The organism is Micromonospora sp. NPDC047670, assembly GCF_043204915.1.
In the GTDB taxonomy this organism is placed as follows: Bacteria; Actinomycetota; Actinomycetes; order Mycobacteriales; family Micromonosporaceae; genus Micromonospora.
Genome location: NZ_JBIDDA010000017.1, coordinates 37,985 through 55,963 on the forward strand (window position 1 = coordinate 37,985; position 17,979 = coordinate 55,963).

At 72.6% G+C, this 17,979-nt stretch carries 17 protein-coding genes and 1 tRNA gene; 6 read left to right on the forward strand and 12 right to left on the reverse strand.

The features are described 5' to 3' along the window. Positions 1-6: 6 nt before the first annotated feature. Both ACGF7U_RS27945 and ACGF7U_RS27950 read right to left on the reverse strand, forming a co-directional pair. The gene (locus ACGF7U_RS27945) at positions 7-399 is read right to left on the reverse strand and encodes a PDGLE domain-containing protein (protein WP_393111633.1); all 393 of its coding nucleotides are present in this window, start codon (positions 397-399) and stop codon (positions 7-9) included. Then, positions 396-1,112 (reverse strand): energy-coupling factor ABC transporter permease, encoded by a 717-nt coding sequence (locus ACGF7U_RS27950; RefSeq protein ID WP_393111635.1) that lies wholly within the window; start codon positions 1,110-1,112, stop codon positions 396-398. Before ACGF7U_RS27950 ends, ACGF7U_RS27945 begins: the two co-directional genes overlap by 4 nt. Positions 1,113-1,316: 204 nt before the next feature. Here ACGF7U_RS27950 and bcp point away from each other — a divergent pair, with 204 nt between their 5' ends. The 3 genes from bcp (at position 1,317) to ACGF7U_RS27965 (ending at position 2,585) form a co-directional block, all read left to right on the forward strand. After that, positions 1,317-1,793 (forward strand): thioredoxin-dependent thiol peroxidase, encoded by a 477-nt coding sequence (gene bcp, locus ACGF7U_RS27955; RefSeq protein ID WP_393111637.1) that lies wholly within the window; start codon positions 1,317-1,319, stop codon positions 1,791-1,793. A 77-nt stretch (positions 1,794-1,870) separates the two neighbouring features. After that, positions 1,871-1,953 (forward strand) — tRNA-Leu (locus ACGF7U_RS27960). A gap of 92 nt (positions 1,954-2,045) precedes the next feature. Further along, positions 2,046-2,585, forward strand: a complete 540-nt coding sequence (locus tag ACGF7U_RS27965; RefSeq protein ID WP_393111639.1) for a GNAT family N-acetyltransferase — start codon at positions 2,046-2,048, stop codon at positions 2,583-2,585. A 65-nt stretch (positions 2,586-2,650) separates the two neighbouring features. Here the strand turns inward: ACGF7U_RS27965 and ACGF7U_RS27970 are convergent, their stop codons facing one another. Then, entirely contained in the window at positions 2,651-3,469 is an 819-nt protein-coding gene (locus ACGF7U_RS27970) for an MOSC domain-containing protein (protein ID WP_393111641.1), read from the reverse strand. A gap of 4 nt (positions 3,470-3,473) precedes the next feature. Further along, complete coding sequence (locus ACGF7U_RS27975) at positions 3,474-4,307, reverse strand: class I SAM-dependent methyltransferase (protein WP_393111643.1); 834 nt, start codon at positions 4,305-4,307, stop codon at positions 3,474-3,476. A 118-nt stretch (positions 4,308-4,425) separates the two neighbouring features. Here ACGF7U_RS27975 and ACGF7U_RS27980 point away from each other — a divergent pair, with 118 nt between their 5' ends. Both ACGF7U_RS27980 and ACGF7U_RS27985 read left to right on the forward strand, forming a co-directional pair. Next, positions 4,426-5,496, forward strand: coding sequence for an LCP family protein (locus ACGF7U_RS27980; RefSeq protein WP_393111645.1), 1,071 nt, complete (start codon positions 4,426-4,428; stop codon positions 5,494-5,496). Positions 5,497-5,739: 243 nt separating this feature from the next. Then, positions 5,740-7,161, forward strand: coding sequence for a sugar transferase (locus tag ACGF7U_RS27985; RefSeq protein WP_393111797.1), 1,422 nt, complete (start codon positions 5,740-5,742; stop codon positions 7,159-7,161). A 48-nt stretch (positions 7,162-7,209) separates the two neighbouring features. On the opposite strand, the gene ACGF7U_RS27990 is transcribed toward ACGF7U_RS27985, so the two are convergent. The 4 genes from ACGF7U_RS27990 to ACGF7U_RS28005 form a co-directional block, all read right to left on the reverse strand. Further along, on the reverse strand, positions 7,210-8,190 hold the full coding sequence (locus tag ACGF7U_RS27990) for a glycosyltransferase family 4 protein (protein WP_393111647.1): 981 nt from the start codon (positions 8,188-8,190) through the stop codon (positions 7,210-7,212). Beyond that, a complete protein-coding gene (locus tag ACGF7U_RS27995) occupies positions 8,187-9,074 on the reverse strand; it encodes a glycosyltransferase family 2 protein (protein WP_393111649.1) in 888 nt (295 codons plus the stop codon). The genes ACGF7U_RS27990 and ACGF7U_RS27995 overlap by 4 nt, the downstream gene beginning before the upstream one ends. Positions 9,075-9,141: 67 nt before the next feature. Beyond that, positions 9,142-9,459, reverse strand: a complete 318-nt coding sequence (locus ACGF7U_RS28000) for a hypothetical protein (RefSeq protein WP_393111651.1) — start codon at positions 9,457-9,459, stop codon at positions 9,142-9,144. Positions 9,460-9,502: 43 nt separating this feature from the next. Beyond that, positions 9,503-10,891, reverse strand: a complete 1,389-nt coding sequence (locus ACGF7U_RS28005) for a hypothetical protein (protein ID WP_393111653.1) — start codon at positions 10,889-10,891, stop codon at positions 9,503-9,505. A gap of 489 nt (positions 10,892-11,380) precedes the next feature. Between ACGF7U_RS28005 and ACGF7U_RS28010 the strand changes: the two genes are divergently transcribed. Continuing rightward, positions 11,381-13,081 carry a hypothetical protein gene (locus ACGF7U_RS28010; RefSeq protein ID WP_393111655.1) on the forward strand — a complete coding sequence of 567 codons (1,701 nt, stop codon included), beginning with the start codon at positions 11,381-11,383 and terminating at the stop codon, positions 13,079-13,081. Positions 13,082-13,099: 18 nt separating this feature from the next. Here the strand turns inward: ACGF7U_RS28010 and ACGF7U_RS28015 are convergent, their stop codons facing one another. From ACGF7U_RS28015 to ACGF7U_RS28030, 4 genes are all read right to left on the reverse strand, one after another. Further along, positions 13,100-14,485 (reverse strand): oligosaccharide flippase family protein, encoded by a 1,386-nt coding sequence (locus tag ACGF7U_RS28015; RefSeq protein ID WP_393111657.1) that lies wholly within the window; start codon positions 14,483-14,485, stop codon positions 13,100-13,102. A 137-nt stretch (positions 14,486-14,622) separates the two neighbouring features. Further along, on the reverse strand, positions 14,623-15,696 hold the full coding sequence (locus tag ACGF7U_RS28020; protein WP_393111659.1) for a glycosyltransferase family 4 protein: 1,074 nt from the start codon (positions 15,694-15,696) through the stop codon (positions 14,623-14,625). 13 nt (positions 15,697-15,709) lie between these two features. Then, entirely contained in the window at positions 15,710-16,792 is a 1,083-nt protein-coding gene (locus tag ACGF7U_RS28025) for a glycosyltransferase (RefSeq protein ID WP_393111661.1), read from the reverse strand. Beyond that, complete coding sequence (locus ACGF7U_RS28030; protein ID WP_393111663.1) at positions 16,789-17,943, reverse strand: glycosyltransferase; 1,155 nt, start codon at positions 17,941-17,943, stop codon at positions 16,789-16,791. The genes ACGF7U_RS28025 and ACGF7U_RS28030 overlap by 4 nt, the downstream gene beginning before the upstream one ends. Positions 17,944-17,979: the final 36 nt, after the last annotated feature.

The window sequence follows — 17,979 nt, forward strand, 5'->3', positions numbered from 1 at the left end:
CCCCCGCTACTCCCGGTCCGCCGCGCCGGCCGGGGCGCGCTCCGGGCCGGCCGCGTCGCCGTCCTGCGGGCCGCGGCGGCGGACCAGCCAGAACACGCCGCCGGCCACGGCGAAGGTGAGCAGCACGCCGAGGACGCCGGACAGGCCGGTGGAGAGGAAGTCGTTGTCGACGCCGGCGACGCCGTAGTCGGCCAACGGGCCGCCGATCTCGTGCTCCTTCTCCCGCTGGGCCGGGCAGCTGCCGCCGGTGATGTTGTCGTCGGCGTCGAACGTGCAGCCCTCGCGCAGCGACGAGTCCAGCCCGTCGGGGTGCGACGAGGCGAAGTTGCTCACCACCCCGGCGAGCAGCAGTGCGACCAGCAGGCCGCCGACGAGGAACCCCCAGGAACGCCTCCTCACCGCACACCTCCGACGGCCGGGACGGCCGGCGCGGACGCCGGGCGCAGCCCGCGCAGCGCGTAGACGAGATCAGGCCGGACCTTGGCGACGGTGACCACCGTGGTCGCAGTGATCAGGCCCTCGCCGAGGCCGATCAGCAGGTGCACGAGGGCCATCGTGCCGGCCAGGCCGCCCAGGTTGCCGCCCAGGTCGGTCGTGCCGCCCAGCCAGTACTGGAACACGAAGCCCATCGCCGCGACCACCACGCTGACCAGGGCGGAGACGAAGGCGGTCACGCCGAGACCGGCCGGGGTGCGCGGCAGCACCCGCAGCAGCAGCGCGATCAGCAGGTACGCCGCGGCGGTGCCGAGCACCGCCATGTTGGTGATGTTGAGGCCGAGCATCGCGACGCCGCCGTCCCCGAAGACCAGCGCCTGCACGACCAGCACCACGGCCACGCAGAGCGCGCCGACCCACGGGCCGACCAGCATGGCGGCGAGCGCGCCGCCGAGCAGGTGACCGCTGACGCCGGCGGTGAGGATCGGGAAGTTGAGCATCTGCACGGCGAAGATGAAGGCCGCGACGAGGCCCGCCATCGGGGCCAACCGGTCGTCCAGGTCGCGCCGGCCGCGCAGGACGCAGAAGGTCATCGCGGCCAACGCGACGGCCGCGAAGACCGCGGCGACGGGACCGTCGATGATCCCGTTCGAGATGTGCATCGCCAGGGTTTCCACGCGACCTCCCACGCGTCGGCGGTCCGTCCGCGCCCGCCGGGTCAGCCTATTTCCCGTACATCACTGTTGCCAATATCTGGCAACAGCGCATGGCATCGATCACCACCCGCCGCGCGGACGCCGGCCGACGCGAGCGCGGACGCCTGGCCCGGCCCGGCGCGTCGCCCGGGGCCGGCGGGCACGGGCCGGCGGTAGGGTCGTGCCATGACCGCGCCCGACCGCCTCTCCCCCGGTGACCCCGCGCCCGACTTCAGCCTCCCCACCGACACCGGCGAGACGCTCTCGCTGGCCGACCTGCGCGGCCGCAAGGTCGTGCTGTACGCCTACCCGGCGGCCATGACGCCCGGCTGCACCAAGCAGGCCTGCGACTTCCGCGACTCGCTCGCCTCGCTCCAGGCGGCCGGCTACGAGGTCGTCGGCATCTCGCCGGACAAGCCGGAGAAGCTGGCGAAGTTCCGCGAACGCGACGCCATCACCTTCCCGCTGGTGGCCGACACCGACAGGTCGGTGCTGACCGCCTACGGCGCGTACGGCGAGAAGCAGTCGTACGGCCGGACGGTGACCGGCGTGATCCGCTCGACCTTCGTGATCGACGCCGACGGGAAGGTCGAGCGCGCGCTCTACAACGTCAAGGCGACCGGCCACGTGGCCAAGCTGCGCCGCGACCTCGGCCTGGACTGAGCCCGACCCGCCGCGCGGCCGGCGGTGGAGGCGGGGCCGGCACCGTCACCGCCCGACGCTCTAGACTCAGCGGGTCGGCGGGAGTGGCGTAATGGCAGCCGCGGTAGGTTTAGGTCCTATTGTCCGAAAGGACGTGGGGGTTCGAATCCCCCCTCCCGCACCTTCGGTTCGACCGGCGCGCGCCGCCGGCACCACTGTCGGGCGCGTCACGATCGCGGGACGACGCGGGCCCGGCACGGCCAGGATTGCCGGGTGACCCTGCGCTTCGTCCTCGACCCCGAACTGACCCCGCAGCTGCGCGAAGAGATCGTCGCGCTCTGGGTCGACGTCACCAACGCGGGCGGGGCCGTCGGCTTCGTACCGCCGGTCACCGCCGCCGACGTCCGGCGCACCGCCGATCCGACGTTCGCCGGCATCGCCGAGGGCCCGGACCGCCTCCTGCTCGGGTACGCGGGCGTCCGCCTCGTCGCCGCGTTGATCTTCTGCGACAACCGGTTCGACCTGAAGGCGCACTGGTGCGTGCTGAAGCGGGTGATGGTCCACCCCGACACCCAGGGCCACGGGTACGGCCTGGCGTTGATGCGCGAGGCCGAGCGCCTCGGTCGGGAGCTGGGCCGGGAGGCGCTGCACGTGACCCTCCGGGACGGGCTGGGGCTGGACCGCTTCTACCGGCGGCTCGGCTACCGGGAGATCGGGCGGCTGCCCGGCGCGCTGCGGGTCGCCCCCGGCGACGACCGCGACGAGATCCTCATGTGGCTCGACCTCACCACCCCGGGCACGGCCGCCCGCTGAGCCGGGCGACGCGGCCGCCGTCGGGGCGACCGAGGGTGACCGGTGTCCCCGGCCGGCGCGCCCGGTCAGCCCTCGACGACCAGCTCGTCGCCGATCCGGACGACGCCGGTCTCCTCGGGGACCAGGTGCAGTCCGAAGAGGAGCTTGCGCCCGATGTTGCGGTGCCGGGCGAGGGTACGCAGCGGTTGCTTCCCCCTCGCGCCCGTCTCCTGGTCCGTCGTGGTGACCACGCAGCGCTCGCAGGGCCCGGCGGCCCGGAGGCGGACCCCGCCGAGGCGCAGCGGGCGGCCGGCCCAGGAGTCCTCGGCCCAGGCCGCCGGACCGTCCACCACCAGGTTCGGCCGGAACCGCGCCATCGGCACCGGCTCCTCCCCGGCCTCGGCGAGCCACCCGTTGAGCGCGTCGAGGGAGGCGGCAGTGGTCAGCAGCAGCGGGTAGGCGTCGGCGAAGTTGACCTGGTCGCCGGTGTCATACCTCCGGTCGCCGGAGGGGATGTGCCGGCTCGGCCGCGCGAGCCAGACCAGGCGCGCCGCGCGGCCCAGGAACGCGCCGACCCAGGCGTCCGCCGCCGGCCCGGCGGAGAGCGCCGGCACGGGGTGCGGTCGGTTGCGGAAGGTGCGCACCGGGACCGGCTCGCCGGCCGCCGGCTCCGGCACGTCCAGGTCCGGGCGGCCCCGGGCGCGCAGCAGCAACGCGCCGTCGCGGGCCACCGCGCGGAGCCCGGCCAGCCCGGGCACCTCCCGCTGGGTGATGCCGACGCCGGCGGCGTCGACGATCATCCAGCGCCGGTCGCCCGCCAGCCCCCAGGGCAGCACGCGCGCGTCGTCGTGGTCGAGCCGGTGACCGCCCTTGACGGGGTACGTGTGGATCGCGCTCAGCCGCACCCGGTCACCAGGCCACCCCGATGCCGTCCCCCGGGTACCAGTGGTTGGCCGGGGTCTCCCGGTAGGCGAGGAACCGCCGGCCGGTGCGCTCGGCGTGCTCGGCGAGGACGTTGGTGGCCGTGACGTTGTCGGTGAGCAGGACCGCACCGGGCGCCAGCTTGCCCTCGACGGCCTCGAACTCGCGCTTCTCGTGGGCCCGGCTGTGGTCGCTGTCGTGCAGGAAGAGGTCGACCGGCCGGTCCAGCGCGGCGATGGAGGCGATGGAGTCGCCGATCACCAGGTCGACCACCTCGGACCAGGGCGCGCTCCGGGCGAGGTAGCCGGCCTCGGGGTTGATGTCGAGGGAGGTGACCCGCCCCGGGTGTCCGTCGGCGGCGTTGCGCAGCAGCGCGGCGGCCAGGACGCAGCTGCCGAGCCCCTTGTCCACGCCGGTCTCCACGACGTGCCCGGGTCGGGTGGCGCGGACGATCGCGTACCAGCCGATCCGGCGGGCGTAGCGGACCTGCTTGTCGGCGAGGCCGCGGCGGGCCGCGCCGGCGGTGGCGGACTCGATGTGCCGGCGCAGCACGTCGTCGGACTCGATCTCGGCGAAGTACGCGCGGACCTGCTTGACGGGGACGTCGCAGACCACGCTGACGAACCAGGCCAGGTGGTGCCGGCTCAGCTTGGTCAGGTCGTACGTGTAGTTGTGGTGCTCCCGGGAGGTGACCAGCCACCGGGCCGAGGTGCGCAGCACCTTGGCGTCGTGGCGGGCGACCCGGGCCAGGCGCTTGGGGAAGGCGGCGACGGGGGCGAGCGGAGTGCGGGCGATGGCCCGCCGGAGCTTCGTTGCGTCCACGAGAGGGTTCTACCAGGCGAAGGGAAACAGCCGCTCGTCGAAGTTTCGGTCAAGAGGTCTATTCATGCGGCACGGACGGGGGTACACGGACCGGAACCGGAATAAGTAGCATCACGCCATGCCCCATCGCCAGTCGTACGCGGAGCCCGAGACCCACATCCTGGACCTCCCCCCAACACCGGAGCAGTCGACCGGCAGGCGTCGGCGGCCGCGTCCGCGGTGGCAGCGGATCGCACTGATCACCCTTTTGGTGTTGGCGGTGGTCGGCGGCGGCGGCATGATCGCGGGCGGGCTCTACCTCCGCTCCGTCGAATCCGACATCGAGCGCGTCGACGCCTTCGACGGGGTGCCGGAGGAGTCCCGTCCGCAGGTCGTGGCCAAGGGCGCAATGAACATCATGGTCCTGGGCAGCGACTCCCGCGACCCGGAGAACAGTTCCGGCTCCCGGACCGACACGATCATCCTGGCCCACCTGCCGAGGGACCGGTCGAGCGCCCAGCTCATCTCGATCCCCCGCGACACCTGGGTCAACGTGCCCGAATCTCCCGAGGGGCGCGGCGGCCGCGACGCGAAGATCAACGCCTCGTACGCGTGGGGCGGCGTTCCGCTGATGGTCCAGACGGTCGAGAAGTTCACGGGCGTCCGCATCGACCACGTGACGATGGTCGACTTCGCCGGCTTCAAGGAGATCGTCGACGCCCTGGGCGGCATCGAGATCACTGTCGAGAAGGCCTTCACCTCGACGCACTCGCTGAACCCGGACGGCCGGCGGGAGTTCGTCGCGGGCCGGCAGACCATGGACGGGGCCGCCGCGCTCGACTACGCCCGGGAGCGTTACGCCTTCGCCGACGGCGACTTCAGGCGGATCAAGCATCAGCAGCAGGTGATCAAGGCGATCCTGGACAAGGCGGCCTCCGGCGGTGTGCTCGCCAACCCCGCGAAGCTGAACTCCTTCGTGAAGGCCACGACGAACGCGGTGGCGGTGGACCAGTCGATGTCCCTCCTGGACCTCGCGATGGAACTCCGTCACCTGCGCAGCGGCAACCTGGGCTTCTTCACCTGCCCCACGAAGGGGACGGGCCGGATGGGCAACGAGAGCGTCGTCCTCGCCGACACGGCGAAGGCCAAGCGTCTCTTCGACGCGGTCCGCCGCGACGCGGTGCCGGAGATCCTGTCAGCCGCAAAGTAGGACTGTGAACTGGCTTGCCGGCTATGGCGGCCAGGTCCGGCCCGGTCGTATCCTGCGGTCGCCCTCGAGCTATATAGCGTGGCCAGGGGCTTTCACGGGGAAGGGTCGACCATGTCAAGCCAACCGGCGACCAGTCATCCCACGCCTCCGACACACTTCGGCGGTGTGGCGCAGCAGACGTTCGCACCGCAGCAGGATGTCGTCGGCGGCGAGGGTTTCGCGGCCCGGTTCTCCGCCGGCCCGATGACCAATGAGCCGGAGGCCGCCCCGGCGGCCCCCCGGGCCGGTCTTGACACGACCGCGGTCCTGCCCTACGCCGGTTCCAAGGCATCCTCCCGCACGCGCGGGCTGCGGGTATGGATGATGACGGTTCCCATCGACGTCGCCGCGCTGCTCGCTCCGCTGCTGCTCAGCCAGAACTACTGGCGCGGGACCCTGGCCAACGCCGCCCTCACCGTGGCCATCTTCGCGGCCGGTGGGCTCTACCGGCCCCGCCGGCACGTGAGCATCCTCGACGAACTGCCGAGCCTCTGCGGGCGGCTGTTGGCCTCCGCCGCGGTGGTGGCCATCATCGCGGCGGAGCGGCACTCCTCGGTGGAGTACGTCGGCGGGTTCATGCGGGGCGTCGCGCTCTCGGCGGGGCTGGTGATCGTCGGCCGTGCGCTCAGCAGGGCGCTCACCATCGTCCTGCGCAAGCGCCGGTGGGTGGAGCACAACGCCATCATCATCGGCAGCGGTCCGATCGCTCTCGAACTCGCCCGGCTGCTGCGCCGGTACCCGCAGTACGGTCTGCGGTTCGTCGGCTGCGTCGACGCCGCGTCGCGCCAGGGCACCGGATCGCTTCCGCTCATCGGCACGCTCGACGACCTCGAACAACTGGTCCGGCTGTCGGAGTGCGAGGTGCTGGTCATCGCCGACCCTGACTGCCTCGAGTCCACCCTCATGGAGACCCTGCTGCTGCCCCGCAGCTCGCGCTGCGACCTCTGGGCGGTGCCGCGCCTCTGGGGCTCCCGCTCACAGGGCGGATACCCCGACCACATCGGAGCCATCCCGATCGTCAAGATCGGTGACATCTCGCTCTCCGGTCCACGGTGGGCCTTCAAGCGCGCCTCCGACATGTTGTTCGCCGCCGTCGCGCTGATCGTGCTGAGCCCGGTGCTGCTGCTCTGTGCCATCGCCACGTTTATCGACGGAGGCCCGGGCATCTTCTTCTATCAGGAGCGGATCGGCCGTTACGGCAAGCCGTTCAAGGTCATCAAGTTCCGGTCGATGCGGCCGGTGAACGAGCAGGAGTCCCAGACCAACTGGTCGATCGCGCACGACAAGCGGGTCGGTCCGATCGGCCGGTTCATGCGCCGGACGTCGCTGGACGAGCTGCCCCAGCTGTGGAACATCCTGCGCGGCGACATGAGCGTGGTCGGGCCGCGACCGGAGCGGCCGTACTTCGTCGAGAAGTTCTCGGCGGAGTACCCGACCTACGCGGCGCGTCACCGGGTTCCCGTCGGGCTGACCGGCCTCGCCCAGGTCAGCGGCCTGCGAGGCGACACGCCGATCTCCGACCGGGCTCGGTTCGACAACTACTACGTCGAGAACTGGTCGCTCTGGCTCGACATCAAGGTCGTGTTGCGTACGATCGCGGAGGTATTCCGCGGTGGCGGCCGCTGACCGGGCGGGCCGGGTGACCGGCGGCGAGGACGGCAATTCGGGCAGCTGCTAGCTGCCTTCCGCGGCCGTCCTCGTCATCACCTCGTCGATCGCCGCCGACCAGTGCTCCGCGAAGCGCTCCAGGCTGTTCTCCGCCCGCACGAACGCGGTGGCCTTGTCGACCGCCTGACGCCGGGACGGCAGCATCGTCAGCGCCCGCGTGAACTCGTCGAGGTCACCGGCGGGCGCGGTCAGGTCGCGGTAGTCCGGCACGTGGTCGACGAGCGTGCGGACGTAACCCACCCGCGTCGTCACGACCGCCGTGCCGGTGGCCATGGCCTCCAGGATGGCCAGCGAACACGCCTCGTAGTCGCTGGGCGCGAGCACGCAGTCGACCGCCTGGATCCAGGTCCGCAGTTCCGTCGGCGACAGCACCCCGAGGCTGGTCGCGCCGTCGACGGAGCCCGAGCCGGCGGCCAACAGCCGGTAGCCGGCGCGGGACGCGGCGGCGGCGGCGATGTCCGGCCGCTTGCGCGCCTCCGCGCGGCCGATGAAGAGGGCGAGCCGTTCGTCCGGGGAGACCCGCAGCTGTGCACGGGCGTCATCGCGGTCGCCGATCGCGAACGTCGCGGTGTCGATCCCGTTCGGGATGACGCGGTGGACCCGGAACCGGTACCACTGCTCCACCTCCGCCGCCGTCGGCTGCGAGACGGCGATCCGGTACGCGTTGGCGCCCGCCCAGATCTCCTTCGCCGCCCCCTTGACGAGGAACTGTGTCCGCCAGGGCAGGGAGTACGAGTTGGTCCGGGTTCCCAACCGGACGTGGTCCACCCAGCACCCGTGATAGACGTGGATCCGCGGCGCCGCCGTGCGGCGGCTGACCATCCCGTTCGTGATCGCCAGGTCGTGGGCGACCGTGTCGACTTCGGTGGCACCCACGACGCTGGCCACACCGCCGAGCCGTCCGATCACGTCGCTGAGGGTGTGACAGAACCGCTCGACGCCGCCGGAGTTGTTGGCCGGGTTCGGGCTGACGATGGCGACCCTCATCGCCGCGCCCACCGGGTGAGACGCCGGCCGGCGGCGCGGGCGAGGGGCTTGGTCCGTCGGGCGATCAGCGACAGTTGCTCCCGGGCGGCGCCACGGATCAGGCCCTCCTGGCGCAGCCACGCGCCGTGCTTGCGAAGGAAGTACCAGTTGTTCCGGAGCACGGAGTACTCGTACCGGAGCTTCGACCCGCGATCGATGCCGCCACCGGTCCGTGAGCGGATGTACGTGTAGCCCCGATCCGTCACCAGGACCCGACGGCCCGCCCGCGCCGCCGACACGTACAGGTCCGTCTCCTCGCGGTAGTAGTTACCGAAGTACGACTCGTCGTACGACACGGCGTCGAAGACCGACCGCCGGAACAGCGCGTTCGCCGGCATCCAGACACACCGCGCCCACTCCGTCTCGGGGAAGAATCCGGGCTGGTCCAGTCGGGGGCCGCCCGGTGCTCTCGGTGCCCGGGCGATCCGGTCCTCGACGCTCTCACCCTCGCCGACGTTGAACCACGGCACGCCGACGACGTCGGCACCGGCCTCGTGGGCGACGCGGAGAAGTTCGGCGATGAGGTTGTCGCTGGGAATGTCGTCGTCGTCGATGATGAGCACCCACTCCGACGTCGCCGCGCGGATGCCCAGGTTCTTGGCCTTCGGGGGGCCGACGTTGCGCTCGTTGACGATGACGCGGAGCCGGGAGTCCTGATCGGCGAGACTCTGCAACCGGGCCGCTGTGTCGTCCGTGCTCCCGTCAACGACGAAGACCACCTCTCGCACGGCGGGTTGCGCCAGCGCCCACAGCGCTCTCTCGTAGGCGAGCTGACTCCTGTTCCGGGTGGGAACGACCACGGACACCGCGGCCGGACGGCTCGCCTCGCTCTCACGTAACGGCACGCCTGTCACCATGACCTCCAAACCAGGCTCCACCGGCCTCTGTGCTGCACCTGCTGCGACAGCGACCTCACGTGCTCGGCGCTCCGGCCCTCGGCGGGGGCGGGTACGCGGTGCCGCCGGCGGTCCCCGGCCACCCCGCTCCGGCCCTGCCGGGCTGCGGATCGCGTCCGCCCGGCTTCCGGCCGAACCGCGCGAGGATTCCAGCAGCGATGCCCATCAACAGCGGCCACCGGCTCGTCTCGGACAGGAAAGGCGCGGTCATGAAGCACAGAGGTGCGATCAGACAGAACGCGGCCGCCGTCCGGACGACGACGTTGCTGCCGGGATCGCGGAGGCGCCCCAGTGCCGAAAGGCCGGCGACCGACAGGAAGAGAATCACCAGCACCGGCGCTACGGGGCCGTACCGCAGCCAGTTTTGTAGCAGTTCGTTATGCACGTACACCCGGGTCGCGGTGTTGGCGGTCAGTCCCGCCAGTTGCGGCGAGAGAGGGCCCACCCCCGGTCCAGAGGTTCGCCCGGACGTGGTCCCACCCGACGCGCAGATCGCTGATGTGCCCGCTCGTCGACGCCGACTGGTGCGCTGCGCTGTCCTGCTTCGGCGCGGCCGATGCCGGTTGGCCCGACGGGGCGGGCCGGTTGGTGGGCCCGGCCGGCGGCGTCGGGCCGGGGGTCGCCGCGGCCGGTTCGCGACTCGGGTCTGGCGCGCCGCTCGGCACGGACTCGCGACTCGGGCCCGGCTCGCGGCTTGGATTCGGCTCGCGGCTCGGGTTCGACGCGGCGCTCGGGGCCGGCGCACTGCTGCTGGCCGGCGCGCTGCTCCTGGCCGGCGCGCTGCTCCTGGCCGGCGCGCTGCTCCTGGCCGGTGCGCTGCCAGCCACCCATCGGCCGCTCGTGGTGGCTTCGCGGCTGCCAGCCTCGAAGCTGCCCACGCTTCGGAGCCCGATGTCCGCGGCGAGGCCCGGGAGGGCAAGGACGACCACCCCCACCACGAGACCCGCGAAGGCGAGCTGTCGGACCATCGGTCGCCACCGCGCCCAGCCGACCACGAAGGCGGCGATGAGGACGACGAGAGCCGCGAGCCACACGCTCCGGCGGAAGCTGAACACGATGAGGAGCGGCGCGGCGACGATCACCGCCAAGTGGCGCCAGTCCCAGCGCCACCCTCGGTCCCCGAGCATGCCGACGAACACGGCGGCCGCAACCGCGGGTAGCGCGGAATCGTAGTAGACGAAATAGGCGCTGAGCCTGTCGTCGGCGATCTCACCGAGGGGGATGGCGACGGCCGCCGCGAGAAGCAGGCCGGTCAGACCCGCGCCGACCGTCACCGGGAGCGATCTCCGGTCGTCCCGGAGCGACTGCAGACTCATCCCGAGGACGAGGCCCAGGAGCAGCAGGACGAAGGGTCGGGCGTTCTGGTTGACGGCGGAGAAGATTGACTGCCCGTGGAACAGGCCGCTGCCGACGGCCAGGGCGACGAGGGCCGCGGCGAGCCCGAGCAACGCGCCTCCGGTCGACCGGAGGCGGAGTCGCTTCGGCGGCCACCACCGGGCGGCAGCCGCGAGCGCGGCCGTCACCGCGAGCGGCAGGACGATGGGCAGCTTCCCGGGCCCGAAGAACACCTGGTGACCCAGCGTCGTCAGCTCCCCGAAACGCCCGTTGGGTTTGATCTCCTGAGCGAGCAGGGCCACGAGCACGAGGCCCGTCAGGGGAACGCGAAGCACGAGGAGAGGCAGTGCCACCGCGACGACGACCCCGGCGGGTGACGGAAGCGTCCAGACGGTGTAGGCGGCGGAGAGCGCCGCGGCCGCCAACGACACCCACCCGAGTGGCCTCCGGACTATGGCGGCGAGCGGAGCCGCGGCGCGGGACCGCCAGCCGGAGGCGTGCGCCGGACGGGGTTCGGACCCGGCCGCGCCCGCGACGTCGGGTTGGCCGAGGGGCAGTTGGACGTTGGCGCTGTCGCTGCCCGAGCCAGTCGACGTCCCTCTGGAACCCATCGCCGCCTTCGCCAAGAGAACCCGCTGACAACAACCGGAACCGGTTGCCGTGACAGTCGCGGGACGACCACAGCCGAAGCAACCCTGTGACCAGAGCGGTCGTGCCTTGTGGCAGGTCGAACATCACGGCCGGCGGCCGTCGCGGCAACAGTATCAGGCGCGACGACGCCGAACGCCACCGGAAGTTTCGCCCGACGTACCCGCAGCCGGGTGGTTTCAGTACGATGCCCGCGGCGTGTCTCCGGTGTGTGACCGGGTGCGCCGCCACGGCCTCCTGACGAGGTAGCCGACGCACGCCCGGAGTCGCAGATGATCACCCGCCGCAGCCTGATCGCCGCAGCCGGCGGCCTGGTGCTGGCCGGCGACTCCCCGAGGCCGAGGCGCATCGTGCTGCCCGCCCCGTCCGGGGGCGACGACACCGCCGCACTCAACGCCGCCCTCCGCGTCGGCGCGGGTGGCCTCGTCCGGGGCCCCCGGGGCGCCCACTACCAGGTCAGCGCCCCCCTCGTGGTGCACAGCGGCACGACGCTGGCCATGGCGGAGTGCACGGTCACACTGACGGCGGGCAGCGCCTGCAACCTGCTCGCCAACGCGGCCGTCGCCGACGGCGGTCGGGACCGGGACATCTCGGTGATCGGCGGCACCTGGGTCCGCGCCGACGGTGTCGGTGGCCGCGGCGTCGACCTTCACACGCTGCGGTTCCGGCGGGTGGACCACCTCGTGCTCAAAGGGCTGGCGGTGGAGTCCTCCGGCGACAAGTACGCCATCTCCCTCGGCGACGTCACCGACGCCACCGTCACCCGGATCCGATTCGCCGTGCAGTCCGACGGCGTGCACATCCAGGGGCCTGCCGCGCGGACCAGGATCGCCACGCTCCGGGGGTCGACGGGCGACGACACGGTGGCCATCACCCCGCGCGACTGGGAGGCCTACGACGACGTCTGGGGACCGGTCACCGACACGGTCATCGAGGACGTCGACGTGGCCTCGGCCGCGGCGCTGGTCAAGGTGCTCGGCGGATCGCCGGAGACTGCGGCGCTGCGCACCACCGTCCGCGGCGTCGCCGGCCGCGCCCGCAACAACGTCATCTGGGCTGGCGACGACACCGCCGAATGGCGCACCACCGGCGGCCGAGTCGACGACCTCGTCGTCGAGCAGATCACGGCGGCCACCATCCCCGGCCGGCACCTGGTGTACCTCAACGGCTCGAACGTCGCCCGCGTCCGCGTCCGCGGGATCAAGTTCGCAGATCCCGGCGCGGACGGAGCGCTGCTACGGGTCTCGCCCGTCGCCGCCGCGACCGTCGCGGAGCTGACCGTCGAAGGGGTCGACGTCGCTCACCTCGGCGCCGGGCCCGTCGTGCGCGTCGATCCCACGGCCCGGATCCAGCGGCTACGGGTGGACCGGCTGACCGTCGCCGCGTCGGCTGCCGGCGCCAGCGTCCTGCAGGTCGCCGGCGCGGTGGACGACCTGACCGTACGGGCGATCAGCGCCGCGTCGCCCGGCGACAGCTACCTGCTGGAGCTTCCCCGGTGGGCGGCGAACGCCACGGTACGGCAGGCGAGCGTGTCGGACACGGGCGTCGCCGGACGGGGTGGCGGCCTGGTCACCGCCACCGCGGCGACCCACACCCTACCGAAGGTGACCTTCACCAACGTACGGACGGCCGGAAAGACCTGGCTGGTCGACCTCAACACCCGCACCGATCTGCTGTTGTCGCGCGTCACCATCGACGACACCACCGGCGGGGTCGCGAAGGTGCGCGGTTCGGGTGCCGCGGTGGTGCGGGGCAACACCCTGCGGACCGCGCCCGGCGCGCAGGGGGTCTCGATCGCCTCCGGCGGTTCGGTCACCTCGTACGCGCTGGACCTGGCCGTCGACGTCAGCCGGCTCGTCCGCGCCGAGCGCAGTTCGGCCACGAACACGAACGACCGGCTGTCGTGCGGGACGGGACCCGTGGTGTGTGCCGGGTTGACCTGGCAGAACCTCCAGACCGGCGCCACCTACTGACCGGCGGTGCCGGCCGTGTCACAGGGCCTTGCGGGACAGCACGCGCCTGAGGTCCGCCAGGGTGAGCGCCCGCGAGACCAGCACCGCGACACCGAACATGCCGCCGGCCAACGCCGCCTCGGCCGGCCACGGGAACCGGACCAGCCACAGCACGAGGATCGTGGCCGCTCCGCCGATCAACACGCTCGCCACCTCGCGCACGGGCAGCCGCGACGCCATCGTCCGGGCGGCCAGCAGGCAGGTGGCGATGCCGATGACCAGTTCCGTCCCCGCCGCGACCGCCGCGGCACCGATGGCTCCCCAGCGGGCGCACGCCCAGAACTGTGCCGCGAGGTTGACCACCGCCACCGTGACGGTCAACGCGGCGATCGGCCGTGCGACGCCCAGCGCCGAGCAGATCGTCGTGCCGACATAGCCGAGGGTGACGCCGACGAAGGCCACGGCGAGCAGGATCAGCGGCGTGACCGCCGGGCCGAAATCGTCACCGTAGAGGTAGGCGACGAGGGCGGGAGCGAGCGCGATCAGCAGGACCGCCGTGCCGACACCGATCACGGCGCCGGTACGCGTGGCCAGGCTGAAGATCAGCTTTCGACGGTGCGGGTCCATGGACATGCTGGTCGCCACGATCGGCAGCAGCGGCGCCACCAGCATGGCCGGGCCGAGTTGGGCGACGTCCAGGAATTTGTAGGCGGCCGAGTAGTAGCCGACCTCGGCGGCGCCTTGGAGGTGGAACAGGATCACCGAGCCGAGGCGGTAGTAGGCCATGACCGCCAGCGAGCTGATCGCGAGGGGCCAGCTCAGCGCGAGGATCCGACCCGCCTCCGACCAGGACGGCCGGCCGAGGGGCACCAGTCGCCGGTTGATCGCCACGCCGATGCCGGTCTGCAGCGTGACGACGGCGACGAAGAACCAGGCGAGCAGGACGAGGTCCCCGCCGGTACGCGCGATGACGACGACCGCCACCAGCCAGAGGACGCCCTGGACGAGAGCGAGGACGGACGACACCTCGGGACGGAACCGGGCCGTCGCCCCGGCGGTTAGGATGGAGGCCGCGGAGAGCGGCGTCGCGATCGCGACGACGCTGACGACCGCGCTGGACTGCCCGAACAGCCCCTGGGCGGCCGCGACGAGCAGGGCGACGGTCGCGGCCAGCGCCACCGACGTGCGGATGACCAGGCCAGTGCTCAGGATGCGGCCAGCGGACTCCTTCTCCCGCGCGATCCGGGAGCTCACCGTGATCGTCGTACCCATGTCGGCGACCTGCGCCGCCGCCGTGCCGAGGGTAAGCGCGAGGGCGAAGACGCCGTACCCGTCCGGGTTGAGGTAACGGGCGAGCACGGACGTGGTCGCCATCCCCACGACCATGCCCAGCAGCCGGAGCCCGAGGGAGATGGCCGTGGCCATGCTGAGCCCGCGCGCCGATCGCGCGCCCTCCGCTCCCGTACCGGCCGCGTTGCCGGTCGTTCCGGGATCCGCCGGGACGGTGCCCACCGGCGCGGTGTCCCGATCCCCCGGCCCGGTCGTCGTCTTCCCAGGTGAGGTCACCGGAGGCACTCCCCGAAGATCTGTTCGTACGCGTCCAGCCAGGTCTCGCGGCCGTGCCGCTGCTCGACGTACGCGACGCCGCTGCCCCGGAGGTCCAGCAGCGCCGCCGCCGTCCCAGGGGTCAGCTCCGCCGGGTCCCCGATCACGAGGCCACCGCAGCGGGGCACGAGCTCGGTGCCGGGATCGCCGTCGAAGGCCACGATCGGCAGCCCTCCGGCGGCAGCCTCTAGGACGCAGGTCGGCGTGCCGTCGGTCTCCGCCCCGCAGTAGATGTAGAAGTCGCTGGCCGCGAGAAGGTCGGGCACGTCGTTCCGGTGACCCGTGAAGTGCACGTCGGCGCTGCCGCCGGTGAGCTGCTCCAGCCGCTCACGGTCCGGCCCGTCGCCCACAACGACCAGCGCGCTTCCGCTGACCAGCGCCGCCGCGATCGCCCGGTCGTGGCGCTTGGCGGGGTGCAGCCGCGCGGCGAGGATGGCGACCCGACGGTCGTGGAAGCGGCTCGGCAGCAACCGCTCGCGCAACGCTGCCCGCGTCGTGGCCGGCGGGGCAGCGTAGCGCCGGGTGTCGATCGAGTTGGGCACCACGACGAGCTTGTCCCGCCCGATCACCGGTTCGAGGTCACCGGCCACGGCCTCGCTGACGCAGACCACCCGCGAGACGTGCTCGGCGGCGCGCGCGTAGCCCGCGAGCAGCAGACGACCGGCCGGGCCGCCCATCCACCGCCCGTGCTCCGTCCAGACCACCGGCGCTCGGCGGGACAGCGGCGCGGTCAGGGCGATCTGTTCGCGTTTGAACTGGAGGTAGTAGATCGAGGAGTCGGCGACGACCTGCGTCCGGCGCCGTTCGAGGGGCACCCGCAGGAGTCCGGCGGCCATCGTCCTGCGCGACCACTTCGGCCCGAGCCCGATCTCCCGCCGGTCCAGACCGCGCTCCTCCCAGCCCGGGCACTGGCCGTACAGGACGACGTCGTGGCCGCGCTCCCGCATGCCCTGGCCAAGCGCGACGGCGTGCGCCTCGGCGCCACCGGCGGTCTCCGAGACGGACACCATCGTGACGGTCAACGTGGACAAGGCGGTTCTCTCCTCAGCCGACGTGGATCCGGCCATCGGTCCGGCTCTGCTGGGCGACGGTGTACTCGTGGAGGAAGCGACCGGCGGCGTCGGCCGTGTCGAGCGGCGTCGCACCGGTCTCGTACGCGGCGGCGATGGCGTCCCGTACCGCCCCGACGCTGGTGTCCCGGGCGACAGCGGTGGCCAGCTCGCCCAGACCGCCACACGGTGCGACCGCGGTCGGCACACCGAGCCGGGCCGCCACCGCCAGGACACCGGACTGGCTGGCGATCTGGTACGGGGCGACGACCACGTCGGCGGCCGCGACCAGCGCGGTGAACTCGTCGACGCCCAGGTAGCGGTAGGCGGTCGTCACCGCCGCCCCGGTCTGGGCGATCAGCGCGTCCACCTGCCGGCCCGGCCCGAGGTCCTCGCCGACCACCGCACCCCGCCAGTCGGGCAGTTCCGCCACGGCCCGGACGAACAACTCCGGGTTCTTGTCGCTGCGGACCTGACCGGGCAGGAGGGCGAGCCTGCCCCCGTCCGGCTTCAGCTCGGCACGCCAGCGCTCGACGAGGGCCGCATCCGCGGGCGGGGTCCACTGCACCAGGGGGACCCGGGCGACGTTCGCCATTCCCCGGTCGAGCAGCTTCTGCCGGTCGGCGTCCGAATAGACGAGGATCCGGTCGGAGTCCTCGAGCGCGCTGCGCAGCGCCCGGCCGCCGCCCGGGGCGTTCGACCGGACGAAGGTGTTGTGCGGACTGGCGACCACGGTCGCGGCGCGGCGCCGGGCCACCGAGACCAGTTCCGGGGTCAGCGCGAACATGCCCTGGATGTGGACGACGTCCTGGGCGTCGATCGCCCGGAACAGGTGCGGCAGCGTCCGCAGGACGTAGCGCGCCGACGTGCGGGCCTGCCGGACCACGCGGTTGGGTGAGGCACGGTGCCAGGTGACGCACCGGCACAGGCGCACCGAGGCGGGCACCGCGTCGCAGTCGTCGGCGGTGTGCACGACCACGTCCACACCGAGTTCCGCCAGGCCAGCGGCGACCTCGACCGAGTGGTTGAAGACCCCGCCCCGGCCGCCCGACTCGACGAGGTGGACGCGCCGGATCACGACGCCGCCTTCCCGCTGGCGAGGGCCGTCACGGAGTCGACCACCTCGCCGACCGTCCGGGACCAGCCGAGCGCCTCACAGCGCTGCCACGCGGTGTGCTCCCGCGCACGCCGCGCGGGCACGTTCCGCACCGCGTCGACGACCGCCTCGGCGAAGGAGTGCGGCTCGTCGCCCACCCAGTAGGCGTCGGCGTCCCGCACCGCGTCCGGAAGGCCCTGCGCCGCGAACCGGCTCATCACGACGGACCGCCCCCGCGACATCGACTCGGTCAGTTTGAGCTGCGAGCCGCCGCCGGTGGTGGCGGGCGCGACGGTCACCGCGGCTGCGGCGTACGCCTCCGACACGTCGTCGAGCGTGCCGAGGACGGTCACCCCGGGAACGCCGTCGAACTCTGGGGCCAGCGCCTCGCTCCGCCGGCCGGCGATCACAAGCCGGGCCTCGGGAGACCCGGCGCGGACGAGCGGCCAGACGTCCCGCACCAGCGTCCGCAGCGCCAGCACGTTCGGCTCGTAGTCGTACGACGCCAGGGCGAGGACGTATCCGTCCGGTGGGGACGGGTGGTAGGGCCAAAGGTCCACACCGTTGGGGGCGAGGACGACGTCGCTCGCCCACCTGCTCAGCACGTCCAGGTCCGGCTGGGAGAGCGCGACGCAGAGCGCGGCGCGGGCGGCGACCCGGGGCTCCCAGAAGCCGGCCTTGGTCGCCTCGGCGCGGCGGGCCATCCGCTGCCACCCCTGGGCCGACGTCACCAGAGTGCGGAGGCGTCGGCTCTCGATGTTGGCGAACTCGACGATGTGCGGCACCCGTTGGAACGCCGGGGGCGCCCACGCCGCGAGGTAGGAGTGGGACCAGTACACCGCGTCGGGCCGGAACTCGTCGCAGAGCGCGTCGAGAGACTCCGCGATGGGCACCATGTAGTGGCCGCCCAGGTGGGGCCGGCCCGACGCCCGGGTACGGACCGTCGACGGCGGTGTCCACCGCAGCGGGCGGGTGGCGACCGGCGGGTCCGGCTGCCGCGTGCCGTGGTCGGGGAACGCGACCAGCACCTCGACGTGACGGCTCAGCGCCTCGGCCACCCGGGCCGTACGAATACGCCCGCCGTGCTGTGCCGGCCAGGGCGGCTCGACGCTGATCACCAGGACCCGGCTCATGCCCGAACCACCCGACACCCCCGTGTGACCGCGACG